Below are 23169 nucleotides of genomic sequence, written 5' to 3'. Positions count from 1 at the left end.
CGTTGGCTGTTGCCGTCGAACGATAGTTGCAGGAAGTTATGCCATGACGGTTGCCTATCTCGGCCTCGGCGCGAATCTCGGGGACGCGCGCCAGACCCTGAAAGACGCGGTGGTGTGCCTGGCACAACAGCACACCATCTCCGTGCTCGCCAAGTCGAGCCTGTATCGCACTGCCCCGATCGACGCGGGCGGTGACGACTATTTCAACTGTGTCGTGAAGGTCGACGCGACGCTCCCCGTGCGGCATCTGCTAGCGCTATGCCACAAAATCGAGCATCAGTTCGGCCGTGAACGGCCGTTTCGCAACGCCCCTCGCACGCTTGATCTGGACATCCTGCTATACGGCGATCAATCGATCGACGAAGCCGATCTGATCGTGCCGCATCCACGTTTGATCGAACGCGCCTTTGCACTCGTGCCGCTCGTCGAGATCGACCCAACGCTGATCATCCCGCAGCACGGCCGTGCCGAGGCGCTGCTTGGTGGCGTGAGCGATCAACGCATCGAAAAGGTGAAGGGGCCGTGCCAGTGTCCGATGCTCAATGCATTGACCGCCGACGCCCCTGTTAGGGACAAGGGCCGTTGCGAATGAATTCGCCACCACTCACCGTCACCGCGCCGCAACTGCGGCCGCCCTTCGGCTATCTCGCGATCGAAGGGCCGATCGGCGTCGGCAAGACCTCACTCGCGCGGCGACTCGCCCAGCGCTGGTCGATGCAGGAACTGTTCGAGCGGCCGCAGGACAATCCCTTTCTCGAACGCTTTTATCGCGACACCACGCGTTATGCCTTGTCCACGCAATTGCACTTCGCCTTGCAACGCGCGCAGCAGGCCCAGGACGTGGTGGCAGCACACGTGGCGGGCACACCGCTGATCGCCGATTTCATGACGCAGAAGAACGACATCTTCGCGCGTCTGACACTGCAGGAAGACGAGTGGCAGCTTTATCGCGCCCTCGCCGCGCGAATCGACGTGAGCGCACCGGCGCCGGATTTCGTGGTCTACCTGCAAGCCAGTCCTGAGGTGCTGTTCGCACGCATCCAGAAACGCGCGGTGCCAATGGAGCTGCAGATTTCCGATGCATATCTGCACGCGCTCTGCGACGCCTACAACGAGTTTTTCTATCACTACGACCGCACACCCGTGCTGACGGTCAACGCTGAACACCTGAATCCGCTCGACTCGGACGCGGACCTTGCGCTACTCGCCGAACGCATCGAAACCATGCGCGGCCGCAAGGAATTCTTTGTCAAAGGCACGTCGCTTTAAGCGGCGCGCCGCTCTTCTTTCCAACGGATTTCCCCATGACCTATTTGCAGGAAGCGAGCCGTAACGCCATCACCGTGCCGAAACTGCAGGCGATGCGCGACGCGGGCGAAAAGATCGCCATGCTGACCTGTTACGACGCGAGCTTCGCCGCGCTACTGGATCGCTCAGGCGTCGACGTGCTGTTGATCGGCGACTCGCTCGGCAACGTGCTGCAAGGCCAGACGACCACGCTGCCGGTCACGCTCAACGAAATCGCCTATCACACGGCGAGCGTCGCGCGGGCGCGGCCCTCGGCGCTGGTGGTTGCCGACCTGCCGTTCGGCACGTACGGCACGCCGGAAGACGCCTTCAGGAGCTCCGTGGAACTCATGCGCGCCGGCGCGCAGATGGTGAAACTCGAGGGCGGTGAGTGGCTCGCGGACACGGTGCGCTTTCTGGTCGAGCGGTCGATTCCGGTGTGCGCGCACGTCGGCCTGACGCCGCAGTCGGTGCACGCGTTTGGCGGCTTCAAGGTGCAGGGCAAGACCGACGCCGGCGCGAGCCAGGTGCTGCGCGATTCCCTCGCCGTGCAGAATGCGGGTGCCCAACTGATCGTGATAGAAGCGATTCCCACGCTGCTCGGCAGCGAAGTCACCAAGCAATTGCGGATTCCGACGATCGGCATCGGCGCGGGTCTGGATTGCTCGGGTCAGGTGCTGGTGCTGCACGACATGCTGGGAATTTTCCCAGGCAAGCGGCCCCGCTTTGTGAAAGATTTCATGCAGGGGCAGCCCAACATCCAGGCCGCCGTGGAAGCGTATGTGCGTGCCGTGAAGGACAGCGCGTTTCCAGGGCCGGAGCATACGTTCTGACCATGCGGTCCGTTCGCGGACTACATTGATCGGGCGCGGCTGCGCCTGTTTGAGACCCGTCTGATATAGCCTGAAAACGTGGTCGTCTATCTTCGTCTACCCAATAACGCGGCGCTGCCGCGAGCCGAAGAGAGATGACCATGAGTCCCTTTTGCCTGATCGACGTAGCGGGAATCCGCAACCACGCCACCGCGCCGCATGACGTGCAGGAATCGACTTGGCGCGCACGCCTGTCCGGATGGGTGATCCGCGTACTGCACGTTCGCCACAGTTAAGCTGACGCAGGGGCTCGCGGCGCTCAAAGGTGGCGGCGCGACTGGCCTTATGCCTCTGCCCTGCCCTTAAGTGGCTCCCTCCTTAGTCCAGCACGCGCGCCCTTACCGCGCCTCGCAGTGCGTTGCACACCAGAAGCGCTTCGGCGTTCTGCACATCGACTCGAGTCAGCACGCATTCAGCAGCGCGAAGGGCGGTATCCTCCAGCAGCACCTCTCGCATGATCCCGGGCAGCACGCCTGACTCCAACGGCGATGTCCACCACCGCCCCGCCAGCTTCACAAACACGTTCGACCGGCCGCCTTCGGTCAACTCGCCGCGCTCGTTGAAGAACAACGTGTCGAAAGCACCCTTCGCTTCGGCTTCGCGCCAGCCGCGATCGTATTCGGCGCGGCGCGTGGTTTTGTGGCGCAGCAGCGGATCATTGGCGTCCGTCGTGGGGAAATCGTGATCCGGCCCGAGCAGCACGCCGACCGTCGAGTCGGCCAGCGGCGTCAGCACTGCCGTAGTTATTTGTGCCGCGCCGTTCTTGCTCAGCGCGAGGCGCATACGGTGCGGAGTTTGAGTTGGCAACACCGCACATTTCTCCGCGATTTGCTCGCGAATTTCGTTTTCGTCGTCGAGTTTGAAACCCAGCGTTGCGGCGCTTGCCGAAAGTCTCGCGAGATGGCGCGACAGGTGCCGCACGCCGTCTTCCCGCGTCGCGTACATCGTTTCGAAGAGGTCGAAACCCGGCTCGGCGCCGGTTAGAAAGCTGGCCTTCAATTGGCACTCCGCATATTCGTCGGCTGCGACGCTGTCGAGCACGATGCCTGCGCCGACACCCATCTTGCCTTGCAGTTCGCCCGGATGTGCGGTCGGGGTTAAGGTCAGCGTGCGGATCGCGACGGATAGGCAGAAGTTGCCGCAAGTGATGTCGCTTGTGGTGGCATCGAGCCAGCCGATCGCGCCGGTGTAGAGGCCACGCGGCGTGCTTTCCAGCTCCTCGATCAACTGCATCGTGCGATGCTTCGGCGCACCGGTGATCGAGCCGCATGGAAACAGCGCGCGCATGATCTCGGCGAAAGACGTGCCGGCGCGCAACGTCGCATACACCGTCGACGTCATCTGCCAAACCGACGCATACGGCTCGACCGAAAAAAGCGCCGGCACATTGACCGAGCCCGTCTGCGCCACGCGCGACAGATCGTTGCGCAACAGGTCGACGATCATCACGTTTTCGGCGCGATTCTTCGGATCGTTCGCAAGGAAATCGGCGGCGCCGCGGTCCACGACAGGATCTTCCGACCGCGGCGCCGTACCTTTCATCGGACGGGCGCGCAACATGGCGTCTTCCTTCTCGATGAACAACTCCGGCGAGCACGACAGCACCCACTCGTCGCCCGGCAACGCGATCAACGCGCCGTATGGAACCGGCTGACGCACTCGCAGTCGCCGATAAAGCGCGGTCGGCGAGCCGAATACGTCGAATCCAAGCCGATACGTGTAGTTAACCTGATAAGAATCACCCGCGCGAAGGGCGGCATGGATCGCATCGATCGCTTCGTTAAATTGCTTTGGATCGACGCTCGCACACACGTTTGCGGTACCTGCGACCGACGCATCGACAGTCCCGCCGTCGCGCGCCATGAGCCACGCGTCGACCTCGCCGCGCGACAGCTTCTCGCACCGTTCGAACAATAAAAAACGCAGCGTGGCATCGCCACGCTGCGTTTTTTTCAATGCCTGGTGAGAAAGGCCGCCGTCCAGAAGATGCCGGCCAAACTCATAGTCGGCGAGCACGACGGCATGCAAACCACGCCGTGTGTCCGCGGCCACGGTCTCGCACACGACTTCGAGTTGCGCGGCGTCCGCGCAAACCCGTTCATGTACAAAATCCGTGTACAGACGACTCGAACGGCGCGCCGCCGTCGCGTCGCAATCGTCGAGCAACGCGAACACTGCGTCGCGCTCATCTGCCGTCATGCTTACCGCCACATCAAACCGCAGTTAATCGAAGAAGCTCTTCACCCGATCGAACCAGCTCTTGCTCTGCGGGCTATGCCGCGCGCCGCCTTCCACGAGTGCCTTCTCGAATTGCTGAAGCAACTCGCGCTGCGGTTCGGTGAGCTTGACCGGTGTTTCGACTTGCACGTGCACGTAGAGATCGCCGGCAATGCTCGAACGCAGCCCCTTGATCCCCTTGCCACGCAGACGGAACGTCTTGCCCGACTGCGTGCCTTCCGGCACCGTGAAGCTCGCGCGGCCCGCGAGGGTCGGCACTTCGATTTCGCCGCCGAGCGCCGCCGTGGTAAACGGAATCGGCATCTGGCAATGCAGGTCGTCGCCGTCACGCTCGAACACCGAGTGCTGCTTGATGTGAATCTCGACGTACAGATCGCCCGACGGACCACCGTTGATACCCGGCTCACCGTTGCCGGCCGAGCGGATGCGCATGCCATCGTCGATACCCGCCGGGATCTTCACTTCCAGCGTCTTGGTTTCCTTCACCTTGCCCGCGCCATGGCAATGGCCGCACGGGTCAGGGATATAGGTGCCGGTGCCGTGGCACTTCGGGCAGGTCTGCTGGATGCTGAAGAAGCCCTGCGACATCCGCACTGAACCCGAGCCGCTACAGGTCGGGCAGGTTTCCGGCTTGGTGCCGGGCTTCGCGCCCGAGCCGTGACAGATTTCGCACGACACCCAGCTCGGCACGCGAATCTGCGTGTCGTAGCCATGCGCAGCCTGTTCCAGCGTAATTTCCATGCTGTAGCGCAGGTCGGCGCCGCGATATACCTGCGGACCGGCGCGGCCGCCACCACCACCACGTGCGGCACCGCCGGCCGCCTGGCCGAAGATGTCGCCGAAAATATCGCCGAACGCATCGGCAAAACCGCCGAAGCCTTGCGCACCAGCTCCGCCCATGTTCGGATCGACGCCCGCGTGGCCGTACTGATCGTACGCGGCACGCTTTTGCGAATCCGACAGCATTTCATAGGCTTCTTTCACCTCTTTGAAATGCTCTTCCGCATCCTTGTTGCCGGGATTGCGGTCGGGGTGGTGCTTCATCGCAAGCTTGCGATAAGCCTTCTTGATTTCGTCGTCGCTCGCGTTCTTTGCGACGCCCAGAACCTCGTAGTAATCCCGTTTCGCCATATCGGTTCAACGCCACTCGCGCAATGCGACGCGGTGGCTCCTCTTGAATGCTGGAGTCTTGCGACTCGTCCGGCCGCCGTTCACGCCGCTTTTGCGCGGCTCAAACAACGCCCTCCATAAAACAAATGTGCCCGGAGAGCCCAAAAAAGGCTCACCAGGCGCGATAACCGCTTTGCAGGTTCATGCACCCGGACGGGAGCAAACCGTTTTGCAGCCAGGCCGCACACATCGCTGTGTGCGGCTTTACGGTCAGATTGCGACCCGGCTTTAGTCTTTCTTCACTTCCTTGAACTCGGCGTCGACCACGTCGTCCTGCTGCTGGTGGCTCGCGCCACCAGCCGATGCGCCCGCACCTGCCGCACCCGCTGCCGCAGCTTCGGCACCTTGCGCAGCCTGCATGTCGGCGTACATCTTTTCGCCCATCTTCTGCGAGGCGGTGGCCACCACTTCGATCTTGGCTTCGATCGCGGCCTTGTCGCTCGAACCGCTCTTCAGCGTTTCTTCGAGGTCCTTCAGCGCGGTTTCGATTGCTTCCTTCTCAGCGGCTTCCAGCTTGTCGCCGTATTCGGTGAGCGCCTTCTTCGTGCTGTGGACCAGCGCGTCGCCCTGGTTGCGGGCATCGGCCAACTCACGCAGCTTGTGATCTTCTTCCGCGTTCGCTTCAGCGTCCTTCACCATCTTCTCGATTTCGGCTTCGGACAGACCCGAGTTCGCCTTGATCGTGATGCGGTTTTCCTTGCCGGTCGCCTTGTCTTTCGCGCCGACGTGCAGAATACCGTTCGCGTCGATGTCGAAGCTCACTTCGATCTGCGGCGTGCCGCGCGGTGCCGGCGGAATGCCTTCGAGGTTGAACTCGCCCAGCAGCTTGTTGCCCGCTGCCATTTCGCGTTCGCCCTGGAACACCTTGATCGTCACGGCACCCTGATTGTCATCAGCCGTCGAGTAGACCTGTGCGTGCTTGGTCGGGATCGTGGTGTTCTTGTTGATCATCTTCGTCATCACGCCGCCGAGCGTTTCGATGCCGAGCGACAACGGGGTCACGTCGAGCAGCAGAACGTCCGTGCGGTCGCCCGACAGAACCTGGCCTTGAATCGCGGCGCCAACGGCCACCGCTTCGTCCGGGTTCACGTCACGGCGCGGTTCCTTGCCGAAGAATTCCTTAACCTTGTCCTGCACCTTCGGCATGCGGGTCATACCGCCGACCAGAATCACGTCGTCGATTTCGCCAACCTTCACGCCTGCGTCCTTGATCGCCGTGCGGCACGGTTCGATCGTGCGTTCGATCAGCTCTTCAACCAGTGCTTCCAGCTTGGCGCGCGTGATTTTCAGGTTCAAGTGCTTCGGACCCGACGCGTCGGCCGTGATGTACGGCAGGTTGATTTCGGTTTGCTGGCTCGACGACAGTTCGATCTTCGCCTTTTCAGCCGATTCCTTCAGGCGTTGCAACGCGAGCACGTCTTTCGACAGGTCGACGCCCTGTTCTTTCTTGAACTCGCCGATGATGTAATCGATGATGCGTTGGTCGAAGTCTTCACCGCCGAGGAACGTGTCGCCGTTCGTGGACAGCACTTCGAACTGCATTTCGCCGTCAACGTCGGCGATTTCGATGATCGACACGTCGAACGTACCGCCGCCCAGGTCATACACCGCGATCTTGCGGTCGCCCTTTTCGGCCTTGTCCAGACCGAATGCCAGCGCGGCTGCGGTCGGTTCGTTGATGATCCGCTTCACTTCCAGACCGGCGATGCGGCCTGCATCTTTGGTTGCCTGACGCTGGCTGTCGTTGAAGTACGCAGGAACCGTAATCACAGCTTCGGTGACCGGCTCGCCGAGGTAATCTTCAGCGGTCTTCTTCATCTTGCGCAGCACTTCCGCCGAGATTTGCGGCGGAGCCAGCTTGTCGTCGCGCACCTGGACCCATGCGTCGCCGTTGTCGGCCTTCATGATCTTGTACGGCATCAGACCGATGTCTTTCTGCACTTCTTTTTCTTCGAAGCGGCGGCCGATCAGGCGCTTGACGGCGTATAGCGTATTACGCGGGTTCGTGACCGACTGACGCTTAGCCGGCGCGCCGACGAGGATCTCGCCGTCTTCCATGTAAGCGATGATTGACGGCGTGGTGCGCGCGCCTTCCGAGTTCTCGATCACCTTGACCGAATTGCCTTCCATGATCGCCACGCACGAGTTGGTCGTGCCGAGGTCGATACCGATGATTTTGCCCATTTTTACTAATCTCCTGACTTTGATCGCTGCGGGAACCGCCGTTTTTGCCTATCTGGCGGTACGGCGATCCGCTCTGAATTCCTACCTGCACTCAACATAAGTGCGTCCGCATCGTTTTCAAGACCTCTTTTACGATGCGGTCTTTAATTTTTTTCAATCGGTCGAACTTTTGCCGCTTTTTTCACCATTTGCCGTACTGCCGACCACATTGCCCGCACGGATCTTGTCCCGCGCGACCGCGACCGCTGCCTCGAACTGCCCAAGGCCGTGCCAGCCGGTTGCCCGGCCGAACGGCTTGCCTCGGTAAAAGAAGCACCATGTGGGCACGCTGAGAAGAAGCATGACCGCAGTGGCGTCGACGGGAATGTTGGCCATGACGGCGCCTGTCAGGTGGACCGACTGATAAACGGCTTCTGCTGCGGCCCGTGCCGCGGCGCGGGCTGCTTACTTCGGCGCCGCGACAGTCACGAGGGCCGGACGCAGCACGCGGTCGGCGATCACGAAGCCTTTTTGCAGCACAGCAACGACGGTGTTCGGTTCCTGGTCGGCCGGCACCATCGAAATAGCCTGATGACGGTGCGGGTCGAATTTCTCGCCAACCGGATTCAGGGCGACGACGCGGCCTTTCTCCAGCGCGCCGGAGAGCTGGCGCAGCGTGAGTTCGACGCCTTCACGGACCTTTTGCAGGTCGTCGGACGAGTGGGCAACTGCTGCTTCGAGGCTGTCGACCACCGGCAGCAAATGCTCAGCGAAGCTTTCGATCGCGAACTTGTGGGCCTTGGCGACATCTTCCTGGGCGCGGCGGCGCACGTTCTCAGTCTCCGCCTTCGCCCGCAGGAAGCTTTCCTGCATCTCGGCAAGCTTCGCCTCGGCTTCCGCCAATGCGGCTTCCGCGCCGGTTGCCGGCGCTTCGGGCGCTGCGTTTACAGCCGCGTCCTGCTGGGATGCCGCAGCCTCGGCGGCCTGGCGCGTGGTTTCGTCGGCGGGCGTGGGATTCTGGCTCGTCGGGTTTTCTTGCGTGTTTTCCATGTCGCTGAAAGTCGTTAAAAAGTTAAAGCTATCGGTGGCGGCAACGCGCCAAAAGCTGCCGCAATTTGTGCGTTGCAAAATTGCGACAGACAACTTGGTACGTTAACGCGTATCGAAACGTCAGATGGGGCCGGAAAGACCCAATTCAAGCGCCTCTCCCGGAGCTTTTCACACCGCGGACGTGCGGCAGAAATGCCCGGTTACAACCATTATTGCGTCGCAATCAGATTGAGATTGAGTGCGCCCGACAAGTGGCCTATGCTCCAATAAAGCATCGGAAAAGACACGTTAACCCTAATCTAACGTAAGCCTTACCGATAATTTTCAATTCCACCTGATTCGCCTGTTTCCATCCTGAATCTTCCCAAGGGGAGTACCGTGAAACTGACCTTTGCAATATCGGTGGTCGCATTGGTACTGATCGCGGGCACCACGACCATCTGCATGTCCGGGGCCGTCAACGATCACACCACCGAGTACGGCGGTGTGCACGCGACGATGGAACAACTGTTCAATCCCCACCTGAAAGTTTGTCGATAGTGCGCCGGTCGCGCTTGGTCGGCCTGCCGTGCAAAGCGGCGGCCGGTTCGCGGTATGTCTTGCGCCGCTCCTGCTCGACCTGCCGCTTCACCTTGCTCTCTTCCGTTTCCGCATAAAGCGTCTGCGCGACGCTGGCCGGGCCGCGCACGTCGCACACGCCCTGCACTTCCACCTGCCAGACAATCCGCTCGATTTCTATCTCGACCAGGTCGCCTACGCGCACGTCCTTGGCCGGTTTGACACTCGCGCCGCCGATGCGCACATGTCCTTTTTCGACGGCATCCGCCGCGAGCGAGCGGGTCTTGAAGAAGCGCGCCGCCCAAAGCCATTTGTCGATGCGCAGCTTCGCGCCCGGTTCGGTTGAAATCCTGTAATTCATGAGCCTGCTTAAGCTCCGGTCGTGTGCGGCACCGGCACCGCTTGCACGGGCCAGCCCTGCAGATTTTGCGCGACGATTTCGCCGAGCGCTGCGATCCACGGCTGCGAGGCGTTCAGACAGGGAATCCGATGAAATTCCTTGCCGCCCGCGTGCAGGAACTCATCGCGTACTTCCATGCCGATTTCCTCAATCGTTTCAAGGCAGTCGGCGGTAAAACCCGGACAGAACACATCGGCACGCCGCACGCCCGCCGAGCCCAATTCCTTCAGCGTAGGTGCGGTGTACGGCTGCAGCCACTCGGCCTTGCCGAAGCGCGACTGAAACGTGACGCGGCATTCGACCTGTGTCAATCCCAGCGCCTGCGTCAACAACGCGCCGGTCTGCTGGCATTGCTCGTGGTACGGATCGCCGAGATCCATTGTGCGCTTGGGCACGCCGTGAAAACTCAGCACCAGCTTGTCGCCTGCCGCAAAATCCGGCCGGCCGTGCAGATGCCAGTAGTGGTGCACCTGAGCGGCGAGCGCGGCGATATACGCCGGATGATCGGCGTACTGCCGCACCGTGCGGATTTCCGGCTGATTGCGCATGCGCTTGAGCGCCGAAAAGGCGTCGTCGAAAGCCGTGGCCGTGGTCGACGACGAGTATTGCGGATACATAGGCATCAGCAACACGCGCTCGGCGCCCGCCAGCTTGAGCTGGTTCAGCATGGCCGGAATGCCGGGCGTGCCATAGCGCATCGCGTAGTCGACCAGCACCGTGTAGTCATTCAATTGCAGCAGATGGCGCAAACCCTCCACCTGCTTCTCCGTGAAGACACGCAGCGGCGAGCCTTCCGGCATCCACACGGCCGCGTACTTCTTCGCTGACACGGGGCTCCGGAACGGCAAAATCAACACGCGCAGGATCACCTGCCAGAGCAGCGCCGGAATTTCGACCACGCGAGGATCGGACAGGAACTGCGCAAGATAGCGCCGAACCGCACGCGGCGTCGGCGCATCCGGCGTGCCGAGATTGATCAGCAACACGGCGACACGGTGTGACGTGGCGTTCTGCGATGGCCGCTCGAGGTCGAAGCGCATAGGCAGCTGGGATAACCGCTTTGGGCGGAGAGTCGGTTCAAGTGGAATTCATTATAGCGGCGCGGTCCATTGCGAGGTCCGCCAGGGCCCCCTGGCCATTCGGCCAATTGGCAAGCCGCGCGCCGTCGCGCATCATTTGCAGCATGAGGTGTGCCGCAGCCAACGGTGACCGCAGGTTACTGTTGGCTAAGCGTCAGGGAAAGCAGCCGCGCGGTGATATCCACGATTGGGATCACGCGGTTGTAAGCCATGCGTGTCGGCCCGATCACGCCGAGCGTGCCGACGATCTTGCCGTTCACCTCATAAGGCGCGGTGACGACGCTCATTTGCTCGATCGGCACGAGATTCGACTCGCCGCCAATGAAAATCTGCACGCCCGCGGCGTGACTCGACACGTCGAGCAACTGAAGGAGACTGGTCTTTTGGTCGAATACATCGAACAGCTTGCGCAAGCGCGCCATGTCCGACGACAGGTCGGCGACTTCGAGCAGGTTGCGCTCGCCGGAAATCAGCACGGTCTCGCCGGTGTCGGACTCATCCGTGCTGGCCGTGACCGCGGCATGCATCAGCGTAGTCATGTCGCCGCGCAACTCGTCGATTTCTTCGCGCAGGCGGCGGCGCACATCGTCGAACGAGAGGCCCGCGAAGTGAGCGTTGATGTAGTTGGAGGCTTCCACCAGCTGCGACGGCGAAAAGTCGCGCTGGGTTGCCATGATGCGATTCTGCACGTCGCCCTCGGGCGTCACGATGATCAGCAGGATGCGCTTGTCCGACAGGCGCATGAATTCGATCTGCTTGAACACGTGGCTGCGGCGCGGCGTGAGCACCACACCGGCGAACTGCGACAGATTGGACAGCACGCTGGCCGCCGCGGCGACGACTTTCTGCGGTTCGCCCGCCTGCAGCGTAGTCTTGACGATACGCATCACCGCTTCTTCGTCCGCGGCGGATTCCACTGTCAGCATGGTATCGACGAACAGCCGGTAGCCGCGCGGCGTCGGGATCCGGCCCGCCGACGTATGTGGACTGATTACGAGCCCCAGGTCCTCGAGATCGGACATCACGTTGCGGATCGTTGCCGGGCTCAGTTCGAGGCCGGAATAGCGTGACAACGTGCGCGAGCCGACCGGCTGACCTTCGGCGATGTAGCGCTCGATCAGCGTTTTGAGGAGGGTTTGTGCGCGGGGATCTAGCATGACGGAAAATTTTAGCTCAATGACACGGCTACAGCGAGCGCTAACGGCGCCAACCCCTGACTATCGCGCCACCGGTTGGCGGGGCGGCGCCTGTCATCAATGTTTCACCATTCTAACGATAATCCTCCAATGCGCTGGCAGCCCGTTTGCGCAGGCCCGTCACCGGGTCTGTCTGCGGTTCTTTTCAGGCCCTACCTATGGTGTAATGCCGGCATGCAAGTGACCAGCCAGTTCAAGACCGTCGCGCTCGTCGGGCGCAACAATACGCCGGGCATCGGCGAGCCGCTGACCGCGCTCGCCTCGTGCATCGCGAAGCGCGGCTTCGAGGTCGTATTCGAAGCCGACACCGCCGCCGAAATCGGCGTCACCGACTATCCGGCGCTGCGTCCCGCCGAGATCGGCGCGCGCGCCGACGTTGCCGTGGTGCTAGGCGGCGACGGCACGATGCTAGGCATTGGCCGCCAGCTTGCGCCTTACCGCACGCCGCTGATCGGCATCAACCACGGCAGGCTCGGCTTCATTACCGACATTCCGATCTCCGACATGCGCGAGATCGTGCCGCAAATGCTCTCAGGCAACTTCGAGCGCGAAGAACGCATGCTGCTCGAAGCGCGCATCATGCGCGACGGCGCCCCGATCTATCACGCACTTGCCTTCAACGACGTGGTAGTCAACCGTAGCGGTTTCTCGGGGATGGCGGAACTGCATGTCTCGGTAGACGGGCGCTTCATGTACAACCAGCGCTCGGACGGCCTGATCGTCGCCACGCCAACGGGTTCGACCGCCTACGCGCTGTCCTCGCAGGGGCCGATCCTGCATCCGCAATTACAAGGCATCGTGCTGGTGCCAATCGCGCCGCATGCGTTGTCGAACCGGCCAATCGTGCTGCCGGACGACTCGAAGGTGAGCATCCAGATCGTCTCGGGCCGCGAAGTGAACGTCAATTTCGACATGCAGTCGTTCACTTCGCTGGAATTGGGCGACACGATCGAAGTGCGCCGTTCGCGTCATACGGTGCCGATGCTGCACCCGGTCGGCTACAGCCATTTCGCGACGCTGCGCAAGAAACTGCACTGGAACGAATATCCGTCGCACGAAGAAGATCCCAAGCCCTGAGCGGCCCGGAATGCCCGAACGCCGGAATGCCGGAATGCCGGAACACGAACGCCGCCGCTGCCGAACCCTGAATCTCAAGCTCACCAGACGACCTCCATGCTTCGCCACCTCTCGATACGCGACTTCGTCATCGTCGCCGCGCTCGACCTCGAATTCGACAGCGGCTTTACCGTTTTCTCAGGCGAAACAGGCGCCGGCAAGTCGATCCTGATCGACGCACTGGCCCTTGCGCTCGGCGCCCGCGCCGATGCGAGCGTGGTGCGCACCGGCGAGAGCCGTGCCGACATCACCGCGGAATTCGAGACGCATGCGCAAGTCGAGCAATGGCTCGACGAGCAGGCGCTCGGCACGACCGCCGACGACGGTCATCACGACGGCACCGTCATGCTGCGTCGCGTGGTGGACGCGAACGGCCGCTCGCGGGCGTTCATCAACGGCACGGCGGCGACGCTCGCGCAGTTGCGCGAAGTCGGCGAGATGCTGGTGGATATTCACGGGCAGCATGCGCACCAGTTGCTGATGCGTCCTGACGCGCAGCGCGAACTGTTCGACACCCACGCTGGCCTCACGGAAACCGCGGTAGCCGTCACGCGTGCATGGCGGTCGTGGCGCGACAAGGTTCAGGCCGTCGAGCATGCGCAAACGCGTGACCGCGAGCTGCAACTGGAGCGCGAGCGGCTCGCGTGGCAGCTCACCGAACTGGACAAACTTTCGCCGCAACCGGGCGAATGGGAAGAGGTCAACGCCGAACACCGGCGCCTGTCGCACTCGGCCAATCTGATCGACGGCGTGCAAGGGGCACTCGGCGCGCTGTCCGAATCTGATGAGGCGATGATCACGCATCTCGCCTCGATCGTGTCGAAGGTGCGAGACCTCGCCGAGATCGACCCGGCGCTGAACGACGTGCTGGCGGCACTGGAACCGGCCGAGATCCAGTTGCAGGAAGCGGCCTATTCACTCAGCCACTACGCGCAGAAGCTCGAACTGGATCCCGACCGGCTTGCCCAGGTCGAAAAGCGTCTCGACGCGCTGCACTCGGCCGCACGCAAATTCCGCCTGCGACCCGAGACGCTGCCTGAAGAACATGAAGCGCGTCGCGCGCAACTGGCCGCGCTCGACGCCGCCGCCGATCTCGACAGTCTGCACGCGGCCGAAGCCAAAGCCCGAGAAGCCTTCCTCGCCGAAGCGAAAAAACTGTCGAAGGCGCGCGCCAAGGCCGGCAAGGCCCTGGGCGCAGCCGTGACCACCGGCATGCAGGAACTGTCGATGAAAGGCGGTAGCTTCGAAGTCGCGCTGTTGCCGTTGCCGGAAGGTGGCGCGCATGGACTCGAGCAGGTCGAATTCCGCGTCGCCGGTCATGCCGGCGTGCCGCTGCGGCCGCTCGCGAAGGTCGCCTCAGGCGGGGAACTGGCGCGGATCAGCCTCGCCCTGGCGGTCATTGCCAGCGCCGCGAGTCCGACCCCCACCCTGATCTTCGACGAAGTGGATACGGGCATCGGCGGCGGCGTCGCCGAAGTGGTTGGGCGGTTGTTGCATCAACTGGGGCAAGCACGTCAGGTGCTGTGCGTGACGCACTTGCCGCAAGTCGCCGCGCGCGGCGACCATCATTTCCAGGTAGCAAAGTCGGGCAACGGAAAAGGCGGCACGGTCAGCAGCGTGACCTCGCTCGACCGCGCGAGCCGCGTCGAAGAAGTCGCACGGATGCTCGGCGGACTGGAGATCACCGCCACCACCCGCAAGCACGCGAAGGAAATGCTGGCGGCCTAGGAATGCGGGCTGGAAATCATCGCGAAGCCTCAGCCAAACACCCGCTTCCACAGCCTCAGCACCGCTTCACGCTCAGTCACCACTAGCGCCGGATCGACCCGCGCCTTCTCCATCCCGTCCAGCCGCAACTGGTGCTGCAACTTCCGGTAGGTCCGATAAGCCGCCCCGACCGTCTCCGCTTCCGCCTCGCTCATCAAGCCGAAGCGCGACACTTCGCGTAGCAACGCGATGTTGCCGGTATTGCGGATCAGCTCGGGATCGCTCGCCGCATGCAGCAGCACCCAGTACTGCACGGTGAACTCGATATCGACCATGCCGCCGCGATCGTGCTTCAGGTCGAACAGCGCCGTATGGTTCGGGTGCCCCGCCTCGACGCGCTCGCGCATCTCGACGATTTCCTTCGCAAGCGACGCGGCCTCGCGCGGTGTGGTCAGCACCTGCTCGCGGATCTGCTCGAATTTCGCGCCGATTTCGGCGTCGCCCGCGCAGTAGCGCGCGCGGCTCAACGCCTGATGCTCCCACACCCACGCCGTATTGGCGGCATCGCCTTCGCGCAGTTGATAACGGCGGAATGCGTCCAGATCGGTGACGAGCAGGCCCGACTCGCCGTTCGGCCGCAGCCGCAAGTCGACATCGAACAAAGTGCCCGCGCCGGTCGCCGTCGTCAGCCAGGTGATGAGGCGGCGGGTGTAGGTGGAGTAGACGTCGGCGGCGGCATCGTCCGGATCGTCATAGAGGAAGATGACGTCGAGGTCGGATGCGTAGCCGAGTTCCTTGCCGCCCAGCTTGCCGTATGCGATCACCGCAAACTTCGGCACCTCGCGGTGGCGTTTGGCCAGTTGCTTCCAGACCGCGTCGAGCGTGACGTCGAGCACGGCGTCGGCGAGCTCGGACAGGCGGTCGCTCACATGTTCGACACTCAGCCTGCCGGCCAGATCGATCAGCAGGATGCGGAACACCTCGGCCTGGTGCGCGTGGCGCAGCAGGTCCATCTGTTGCTCGATGCCATCCGCCGCGGCCAGACGCAAGCGCAGCGTGCGTTTGAATTCTGGCCAGTCGAACGGACTGTCCATCGCCTCGTCGTCGAGGAGTTCGTCAAGCAATTGCGGGTGGCGGATCAGATAGCCGGCGGCCCAGCGCGAACCACCCAGCACCGACAGCACCCGATGCAGCGCCTGCGGATATTCCGTCAACAGCGCAAGGTACGCGCCGCGCCGGCTCACGGCTTCCAACAGGTCGAAGAAACGCGCCACCGTATCGCCGCGCCGTTCGAGCGGCTCCAGGGTACGCGCGGCTTCCAGCGCACGCTGCGCGACGATATCGAAGCGCTGGCGGCTACGCTCAGCGAGCCCCGCATAACGCGATGACTGCCACACCGCGCGCAACCGCGCCAGCAGCTCGTCCGGCTCGGGCACACCCAGTTCGATCAGGCGCGCGCGAAGCGCTTCCTCAGCGCTGTCGTCGGCGAGCGCGCTGCTCCAGACCCACGCCGCCGCGCCGTCTTCCGGTGCGCCGCAGCCATCGCGACCGCTCACCTTGTCGGCGAAAATCTGGTCGAACTGCTGTTCGACGAACTCGCGGTGCGCGTCGAGCTTGAGCATCAGCGCGGCATAGTCGTCGCAACCCATTGCTCGCGCGAGCGCCACACGCTCCTCAGGATCGACCGGCATCGCGTGAGTTTGCGCGTCGTTGCGGTATTGCAGGCGGTGCTCGAGCTCGCGCAGGAAGCGGTACGCCTGTGAAAGCTTCACGCAGACCGAGGTATCGAGCAGCCCGTGCGTGGCCGCGTGCCGCAAGACGGCGAGCGTCGGTCGCACCCGGAAGCCGGCATCCTGGCCGCCGCGGATCAGCTGAAAGACCTGAGCGCTGAATTCGATTTCGCGGATGCCGCCGCGGCCCAGCTTGATGTCGTCGGCCTTGTCGGGGCGCATCGAGGCGCGCCGCTGTGCTTCCTGGCGAATCTGCAAATGCAGCGCACGAATCGCGCTGATCACGCCGAAGTCCAGATAACGTCGATAGATGAACGGCGTGACGATTGCGTCGAGCTGCTTCTGCAGCCGCCGCGCTGCGTCGCTCGCGCCTTCGGACACGAGCCGGCCCTTGATCCACGCATAGCGCTCCCACTCGCGGCCCTGCACATAGAAATACTCTTCGAGCATGCCGAGGCTGCACACGAGTGGCCCGGAATCGCCGTTCGGCCGCAAGCGCATATCGACCCGGAACACGTAACCGTCGGCGGTCACCTCGGCCAATGCGCCGATCAGGCGCTTACCCAGACGCGTAAAAAAGTCCTGCGTCGCGATCGGCGAACGCTGACCACCCGCGGTCTCACCGTCCTCTTCATAAATGAAGATCAGATCGATATCCGACGACACATTCAGCTCACGCCCGCCCAGCTTGCCCATCCCGACCACGCCGAGCGCGAGCCGCTCGCCCTGCGGTCCGCGCGGTTCGCCATAAAGCGTTTCGAGCTCGGCGGACACGACCGCGAGCGCACGCTGAATCGTCGTCTCCGCCAGATCGGTCATCGCGCCGGTGACTTCGGCGACATCCGCCTCGCCTGCCAGGTCACGCTCCATCACGGCGCAAAATACCTCAGTGCGCAATTGGCGCAAGGCCCGTTTGAGTGCATGCTCGCTCAACGGACCCTCGCCCGCGCCGGCCGCCTCGGCACACAGCGCATCAAAGCGCGCGTCGATCCGTTCGCGCGTGAGGGGTGCGGACGCGAGCGCCACCACCTGCGCCACGATTTGCGGACGGGCCGCCGCGGCACGCGCCGCGTAATGTGAATAGCTGGAACTCAGGAGTGTTGCGTCAGTCATCAAAGGTCTGGCTCGCTCGTTGCTTTATCAGCGTTGTTCAGTTCGCCGCAGCACACGGCTCCATGCGGGGTCCGGCAGCCTCGCGCAGGTCGCGAGACGGCATGGAGAAAGGGTTTGCCGGAGGTCCGCCGACGCTTTCCCGTGTGTTACATTTCGTCGTTAATTCGCAAAACTACCATACGCCCACCCGCCGCAGCATGTCCGAGCGAAACGAATCCGCCGACCCGCACGAAACCAGGCAGGTCCGGCCTGCGAGCGGAAGCGCCCACATGGTGCTGCATCGGACGTCCCATGTAGTGCTGGCGCTCGCGCTCGCCTTCTACTTTATCGCGGCGGGTCTGTTTCTCGGTTTGCGTTATGTACTGCTGCCGCGCGTCGACTCGTTCCGTCCGCGCATCGAAGCCACGGTCTCCGGGAAGCTGCACACGCAGTTCACCATCGGCAAGCTGGCGCCGCATTGGAGTGGCTTTCAGCCGGGCCTTGACGTCACCGATATTGTCATCCGCGACCCGGAAGGCAAAGCGGCGCTGACCATTCCGCACGCCACCGCCACCCTGTCGTGGAAGTCGCTCTGGCAGTTCCATCCCGCCCTTTCCAGCCTGATCGTCGATCAGCCGGACGTGTTGGTATCCCGCAGCAGCGACGGCGTGATCTCTGTGGCGGGCGTGCCGGTGCCCACCCGTCACAGCGGCAACGACACCCTGTCCACGTGGCTCTTGCGCCAGCAGGCGATCGTGGTGCGCGGCGGCGTGCTGCGCTGGCGCGATGCCGAGCATGACGCGCCGGAACTTGCCCTGCGCGACATCCGGATTGCGATTCTCAACGACGGTTACGATCACCGCCTCGCGTTGCAGGCGCCCGCCGACGGCCATGTCCTGCACGGGCCGATCGACTTCCGCACGCATTTCAAACACGCCCGCCTCTCCGCGATCGGCAAGCCGGTCAACTGGGCCGGCCAGGTCTATATGTCGACCGGGCCGGTCGATCTGCCGACCCTCGCGCGCTACATCAATTTCCCGATCGAGATGTTCGCCGGCCGCATCGACAATGCGATCTGGGCCGACTTCGCCGACGGCCGCATGAAGTCGGCGAGCGGGCAATTGGCCGGCACGGATGTCTCGATGCGGGTCCGCCCGACCCAGCCCAAGCTGGTGGTGCCGATCGCCAATTTCTCCTGGGGTCTCGACGTCAACCAGGGCGACTACACGCTGCAACTGAACCACTTGCACGCCGAGCTAGGCCAACCGCCGCTCGACGACGGTACGCCGCTCACCCGCACCCTCGCGCTAACCACGCTGCACGGCCGCTACCGGACCGCCTCGCTGCAGCATGGACAACTCGTCAGCGTCAGTGGCGATCGCGTCGACCTGGGCATCCTCGCCGAATTCAGCCGCGCGCTGCCGTTGCCGCGCCCGTTGCTGAACAATCTGGTGCGCTTCAATCCACGCGGCATGGTGTCGAACTATGTGATCGAAGTCGAACGCGGCAAACCGGAATCGGGCGAAGCGGGCAGCGACCACCGGCCAAGCGGCACCGAGCCGATCGAGCGTTATCGTTTCAAGGGCGACCTGCAGGGCATCAGCGTCGCCGCGCAGGAACCGCCGCCGGGGCTCACCCCGCTGAACCACCCGCGCGCGGGCATTCCCGGCATCGAAAACGTGTGGGGCAGCGTCGACGCCGACGAAAACCACGGCACCGCGACGCTCAACACCTCCAACGTCGCGATCACGCTGCCGGGCGTGTTCGACGACCCGCGCCTGACGCTCGACCGCCTGCATGGCCGGGCAGACTGGACCATCACGCCGAAGGCGCCGGGCGAGAATCACCCGGCCTTCACCGTCAAGCTGGCCGACTTCGGCATCTCGAACGCGGACGCTGACGCCACCGCCACCGTCGATTACCGCAACCCTGGCCATGGGCGCGGCTCGCTCGACCTGAAGGCCGACTTTCAGCGCGCGCAAGTCACGCGCATCGTCCGCTATTTGCCGACCAGCATCAGCGAAAAGCTGCGCATCTACCTGGGCCACGGACTGCAAGCCGGCATTTCGCGCGGCGCGACGATCGAAATACACGGCGATCTGACTAAATTCCCCTACTCACGCGCCCCGGAGGCCGGGGTCTTCCATATCGTCGCGCCGTTCAAGGGCGGCAAGTTCGACCCATCGCCATTCCCGCCGCGCAAGATGAAGAACGGCACGCCGAACGTGTGGCCGCCGCTGGATGGCATTGACGGCGTGTTCGAGCTCAAAGAGAACCTGCTGCGCTTCGATATCGACCGCGCCCGTTACAAGCGGGTCGCTTTAAACAAGGTGAACGGCAAGATCGACGACCTCGGCACCAAGGCGTCCGACCTCGTCATCACTGGCAACGGCCGTGGGCCGCTTGCCGACATGCTCGATTACGTCAACGAAAGCTCGCTCGGCATCATGACCAAACATGAGACTGAGAAAGTGCGCGCCGAGGGGCCCGCGTCGCTGGCGCTCAAACTGACCGTGCCGCGCACGCCGAAGCCGCATATCGGCGTGGAAGGCGCAGTCGGTTTCCAGAACAATCGTTTGACGGTCGATAACGTGCCGCCGTTGTCGCAACTGAATGGCAAGGTGCACTTTACCGAACATACGGCAAAGCTCGACCGGCTCTCCGGCCAGTTCATGGGCGGCGACGTACACGCCAATGGAGGCCTGAAGCAGGACGGCACGTATGCACTCGACCTCGGCGGCCATATTGCCGTCGATGCCGCGCGCGGCCTGAATCTGCACGGTCCGGCCGCGCAGGTGCTGACGCGTATGAGCGGCAGCGCGCCCTACGCGTTCAACGTGCGCGGCGCCAAGGGCCGGTTGCCGGAAGTCACGGCGAACTCCGATCTGACCGGCCTCGCGCTCGACTTCCCCGCGCCGTTCAACAAGCCGGTCGGCACGCCGATGCCGCTGCACTTCGCGCTCAACCCCTCAGCCGGCGCAAGCGAAGCCGGTCTGGAACGGGCCGACCTCACCTTCGGCCCGATCGCCGCCACCTATCTGATGCGTTATCAGCCGAAAACGCCGCCGACGGTCGTGAGCGGCGTGATCGGCGTCAACAAGCCGGCCGACCTGCCGTCCGAGGGCGTGATCGCCGCCGTCGACGTGGAAGCGTTCGATGCCGATGCCTGGCGCGCGCTCGTCACGCAGATGCGCAACAAGGACGCGCCGACCCCCGCGCCGGCCACGCCGAATCCGACCGTCGCGCAATTCTTGCCGAGCCGCTTCGCGGTGCACGTCGGCACGCTGACACTGCTCAAGCGGCACTGGGACAGCGTGATCGTCGGCGCGTCGCATGCGGACGGCAAATGGCAGGCCAACATCGCGTCGAACCAGGTGTCGGGCCACGTTTCCTGGCTGCCGGGCGCCAATAAGGAATCGCCGGGCACGCTGCAGGCGCGCTTTGCCCGTGTGGTGATCCCCTCGGCCACAGATAAAGACCTGCTTGGCCAGGCTATTTCGGCGCCGGCGCAGAACATGCCGTCGATCGATCTTGTGGTCAATGAGTTGATCGTGCGCGATCGCGACATAGGCCGGCTCGAAGTCGACGCGCACAACTTCGAAGAAGACGGTGTGCCGGTCTGGCAGCTCGACAAGCTGGACATCACCAACCCCGCCGCCACGCTGACCGCAACCGCGAACTGGCGCACGTCGACGGGCCTCGGCAACACCGCCGACGAAGCGACGCCGCGCCGCACCGTGTTCGATTTCAAACTCGACATTAAGGACGCCGGCGGGCTGCTGGAGCGCTTCGGCCAGCCGCACACGCTCAAGGCCGGCAACGGCACGCTGTCGGGCAAGGTCGTGTGGCGCGGCGGGCCGACCACCATCGACTATCCGACACTCAACGGCAATCTGGCCGTCGATCTTCGCCATGGGCAGATTCTCAAGGTCGACCCGGGCGTCGCAAAACTGCTGGGTGTGCTCAGCCTGCAAAGCCTCGCGCGCTTTGCCACGCTCAATTTCCGCGACGTGATCGGCGAAGGGCTGCCTTTCGAGCACGTCACCGGCACGGGCGAGATTCATAATGGCATTGGCCGCACCGAGAACTTCGAGATGGTGACGGCGCCGGCTCGTGCCGAGATGAAGGGCTCGGTGGATCTGGCGCAGGAAACCCAGGATCTGCACGTACAGATCGTGCCGACCGTCAGCGCCGGCGCTGCCGTGATCGCCGCGACCGTAATCAATCCGCTGCTCGGGCTGGGTGCGCTCGTGGCCGATCTGGCGTTCAGCAAATCGGTCTCCACGGCGTTCGCACGCGAGTACGCGATCACCGGTCCGTGGTCGAAACCTCACATCGAGCGGGTGAAGGGCGATCGCGGTAAGATGGACGCTCCGGCTTCGACCGTGGAAGCGCACTGAGCCCGATCCGATCCTGTGTTTGACCGGAAGAGCGCCGTGCCTCGCCCCAGTCCCCAGCCAGCCTTGAACGACGTACGCGGCGCCGACGGTTCGCGCCGCCGCCTTGCCGGGAGTTTTTCGAAACGCTCATGAGCGAAACACACGTCTCTTCATCCTCGTCCACCGCTTCGTCCACTGCCTCGCCCAGCGCGGCGTCCAGCGGGTCTTTCGAAAGCGTGTTCCGCGTGGCCGCGCTGCAAATGGTGAGCATGCCGGATCGCGAGCGCAATCTGGCCGAAGCGGAACGCCTGATCGCCGAAGCCGCCGCCGACGGCGCGCAACTTGTCCTGTTGCCCGAATACTTCTGCTTCATGGGTTTCAAGGACACTGACAAGCTCGCCGTGCGCGAGCCCTACCAGGACGGCCCGATCCAGCACTTTCTCGCCGATGCCGCGCGCCGCCACAAGGTGTGGGTGATCGGCGGCACGTTGCCGTTGATGTCGCAGGAACCGGCGCGCGTGCTGAACACCACGCTGGTGTTCGATCCGCAAGGCAACGAAGCCGCGCGCTACGACAAGATCCATCTGTTCAACTTTGAAAAGGGCGAAGAATCGTTCGACGAGGCACGCACCATCTGCCCCGGCGGCGAAGTCCGCACCTTCGAGGCGCCGTTCGGCCGGGTCGGCCTGTCGGTCTGCTACGATTTGCGCTTTCCGGAGCTGTATCGGCGCATGGGCGACTGCGCGCTGATCGTGGTGCCGTCGGCGTTCACTTACACCACCGGCCGCGCGCACTGGGAGATGCTGCTGCGCGCCCGGGCGGTCGAAAACCAGTGTTACGTGCTGGCCGCCGCGCAAGGCGGCAAACATGAAAACGGCCGCCGGACATGGGGCCACAGCATGCTGATCGACCCGTGGGGCGAAATCGTCGCGGTACGCGACGAAGGCGCCGGCGTGGTGGCCGGTAACCTCGAGCGTGCGCGCATCGACGAAGTGCGGCAGAGCCTGCCCGCCTGGCGTCACCGCGTGCTGAGCTGCTGACGTATTACCTGACATTGAAAGTGCGGCGCCCGTCACTCATATAGTGGTGATAGAAGCGCTAACCGAATCCTTCGTATCGAGCAGAACATACT

The 23169-nt window shown here is 63.4% G+C and carries 17 protein-coding genes and 1 pseudogene; 9 read left to right on the top strand and 9 right to left on the bottom strand.

The annotated features are described in order from the left end of the window. Positions 1-43 precede the first annotated feature (43 nt). From folK to PQQ86_RS02610, 4 genes are all read left to right on the top strand, one after another. Positions 44-592, top strand: coding sequence for a 2-amino-4-hydroxy-6-hydroxymethyldihydropteridine diphosphokinase (gene folK / locus PQQ86_RS02625; RefSeq protein WP_408264712.1), 549 nt, complete (start codon positions 44-46; stop codon positions 590-592). Then, positions 589-1269, top strand: a complete 681-nt coding sequence (locus PQQ86_RS02620; protein WP_408264710.1) for a deoxynucleoside kinase — start codon at positions 589-591, stop codon at positions 1267-1269. Before folK ends, PQQ86_RS02620 begins: the two co-directional genes overlap by 4 nt. A gap of 35 nt (positions 1270-1304) precedes the next feature. Further along, complete coding sequence (gene panB / locus PQQ86_RS02615; RefSeq protein WP_408264708.1) at positions 1305-2120, top strand: 3-methyl-2-oxobutanoate hydroxymethyltransferase; 816 nt, start codon at positions 1305-1307, stop codon at positions 2118-2120. 140 nt (positions 2121-2260) lie between these two features. Next, on the top strand, positions 2261-2395 hold the full coding sequence (locus PQQ86_RS02610; RefSeq protein ID WP_408264706.1) for a hypothetical protein: 135 nt from the start codon (positions 2261-2263) through the stop codon (positions 2393-2395). Positions 2396-2477: 82 nt separating this feature from the next. Here the strand turns inward: PQQ86_RS02610 and pabB are convergent, their stop codons facing one another. From pabB to grpE, 5 genes and pseudogenes are all read right to left on the bottom strand, one after another. Then, the gene (gene pabB / locus PQQ86_RS02605) at positions 2478-4358 is read right to left on the bottom strand and encodes an aminodeoxychorismate synthase component I (protein WP_408264704.1); all 1881 of its coding nucleotides are present in this window, start codon (positions 4356-4358) and stop codon (positions 2478-2480) included. A 24-nt stretch (positions 4359-4382) separates the two neighbouring features. Further along, entirely contained in the window at positions 4383-5528 is a 1146-nt protein-coding gene (dnaJ, locus tag PQQ86_RS02600) for a molecular chaperone DnaJ (protein ID WP_408264702.1), read from the bottom strand. A gap of 267 nt (positions 5529-5795) precedes the next feature. Next, positions 5796-7751 (bottom strand): molecular chaperone DnaK, encoded by a 1956-nt coding sequence (gene dnaK / locus PQQ86_RS02595; protein ID WP_408264700.1) that lies wholly within the window; start codon positions 7749-7751, stop codon positions 5796-5798. A 153-nt stretch (positions 7752-7904) separates the two neighbouring features. Further along, positions 7905-8090, bottom strand: a pseudogene (locus PQQ86_RS02590) (thioredoxin family protein); the annotation flags it as partial. 105 nt (positions 8091-8195) lie between these two features. Continuing rightward, positions 8196-8780 carry a nucleotide exchange factor GrpE gene (gene grpE / locus PQQ86_RS02585; RefSeq protein WP_408264698.1) on the bottom strand — a complete coding sequence of 195 codons (585 nt, stop codon included), beginning with the start codon at positions 8778-8780 and terminating at the stop codon, positions 8196-8198. A 378-nt stretch (positions 8781-9158) separates the two neighbouring features. Here grpE and PQQ86_RS02580 point away from each other — a divergent pair, with 378 nt between their 5' ends. Next, entirely contained in the window at positions 9159-9320 is a 162-nt protein-coding gene (locus tag PQQ86_RS02580; protein WP_012431795.1) for a hypothetical protein, read from the top strand. Here the strand turns inward: PQQ86_RS02580 and PQQ86_RS02575 are convergent. The 3 genes from PQQ86_RS02575 to hrcA form a co-directional block, all read right to left on the bottom strand. Then, positions 9292-9699 (bottom strand): RNA-binding S4 domain-containing protein, encoded by a 408-nt coding sequence (locus PQQ86_RS02575; RefSeq protein ID WP_408264696.1) that lies wholly within the window; start codon positions 9697-9699, stop codon positions 9292-9294. The two genes, PQQ86_RS02580 and PQQ86_RS02575, sit on opposite strands and share 29 nt — an antisense overlap. An 8-nt stretch (positions 9700-9707) precedes the next feature. Beyond that, positions 9708-10778: a ferrochelatase gene (gene hemH / locus PQQ86_RS02570; protein WP_408264694.1), complete on the bottom strand. Its 1071-nt coding sequence runs from the start codon at positions 10776-10778 to the stop codon at positions 9708-9710. A gap of 176 nt (positions 10779-10954) precedes the next feature. Next, positions 10955-11974, bottom strand: a complete 1020-nt coding sequence (hrcA, locus tag PQQ86_RS02565; protein ID WP_408264692.1) for a heat-inducible transcriptional repressor HrcA — start codon at positions 11972-11974, stop codon at positions 10955-10957. Between the two features lie 213 nt (positions 11975-12187). Here hrcA and PQQ86_RS02560 point away from each other — a divergent pair, with 213 nt between their 5' ends. Together PQQ86_RS02560 and recN are read left to right on the top strand one after the other, a co-directional pair. After that, positions 12188-13090 (top strand): NAD kinase, encoded by a 903-nt coding sequence (locus tag PQQ86_RS02560; protein WP_408264690.1) that lies wholly within the window; start codon positions 12188-12190, stop codon positions 13088-13090. A 96-nt stretch (positions 13091-13186) separates the two neighbouring features. Continuing rightward, entirely contained in the window at positions 13187-14857 is a 1671-nt protein-coding gene (gene recN, locus PQQ86_RS02555) for a DNA repair protein RecN (protein WP_408264688.1), read from the top strand. A 29-nt stretch (positions 14858-14886) separates the two neighbouring features. Here the strand turns inward: recN and glnE are convergent, their stop codons facing one another. Then, the gene (gene glnE / locus PQQ86_RS02550; RefSeq protein WP_408264686.1) at positions 14887-17679 is read right to left on the bottom strand and encodes a bifunctional [glutamate--ammonia ligase]-adenylyl-L-tyrosine phosphorylase/[glutamate--ammonia-ligase] adenylyltransferase; all 2793 of its coding nucleotides are present in this window, start codon (positions 17677-17679) and stop codon (positions 14887-14889) included. 197 nt (positions 17680-17876) lie between these two features. Between glnE and PQQ86_RS02545 the strand changes: the two genes are divergently transcribed. Together PQQ86_RS02545 and PQQ86_RS02540 are read left to right on the top strand one after the other, a co-directional pair. Next, positions 17877-22058, top strand: a complete 4182-nt coding sequence (locus PQQ86_RS02545; protein ID WP_408264685.1) for a YhdP family protein — start codon at positions 17877-17879, stop codon at positions 22056-22058. 128 nt (positions 22059-22186) lie between these two features. Further along, a complete protein-coding gene (locus PQQ86_RS02540; RefSeq protein ID WP_408264683.1) occupies positions 22187-23077 on the top strand; it encodes a carbon-nitrogen hydrolase family protein in 891 nt (296 codons plus the stop codon). Positions 23078-23169 lie beyond the last annotated feature (92 nt).

This window comes from Paraburkholderia sediminicola, from assembly GCF_046026675.1.
In the GTDB taxonomy this organism is placed as follows: Bacteria; Pseudomonadota; Gammaproteobacteria; order Burkholderiales; family Burkholderiaceae; genus Paraburkholderia; species Paraburkholderia sediminicola_F.
Note: the sequence above shows the minus strand (reverse complement) of the source record. Positions and strands in the feature narration are given on the sequence as shown.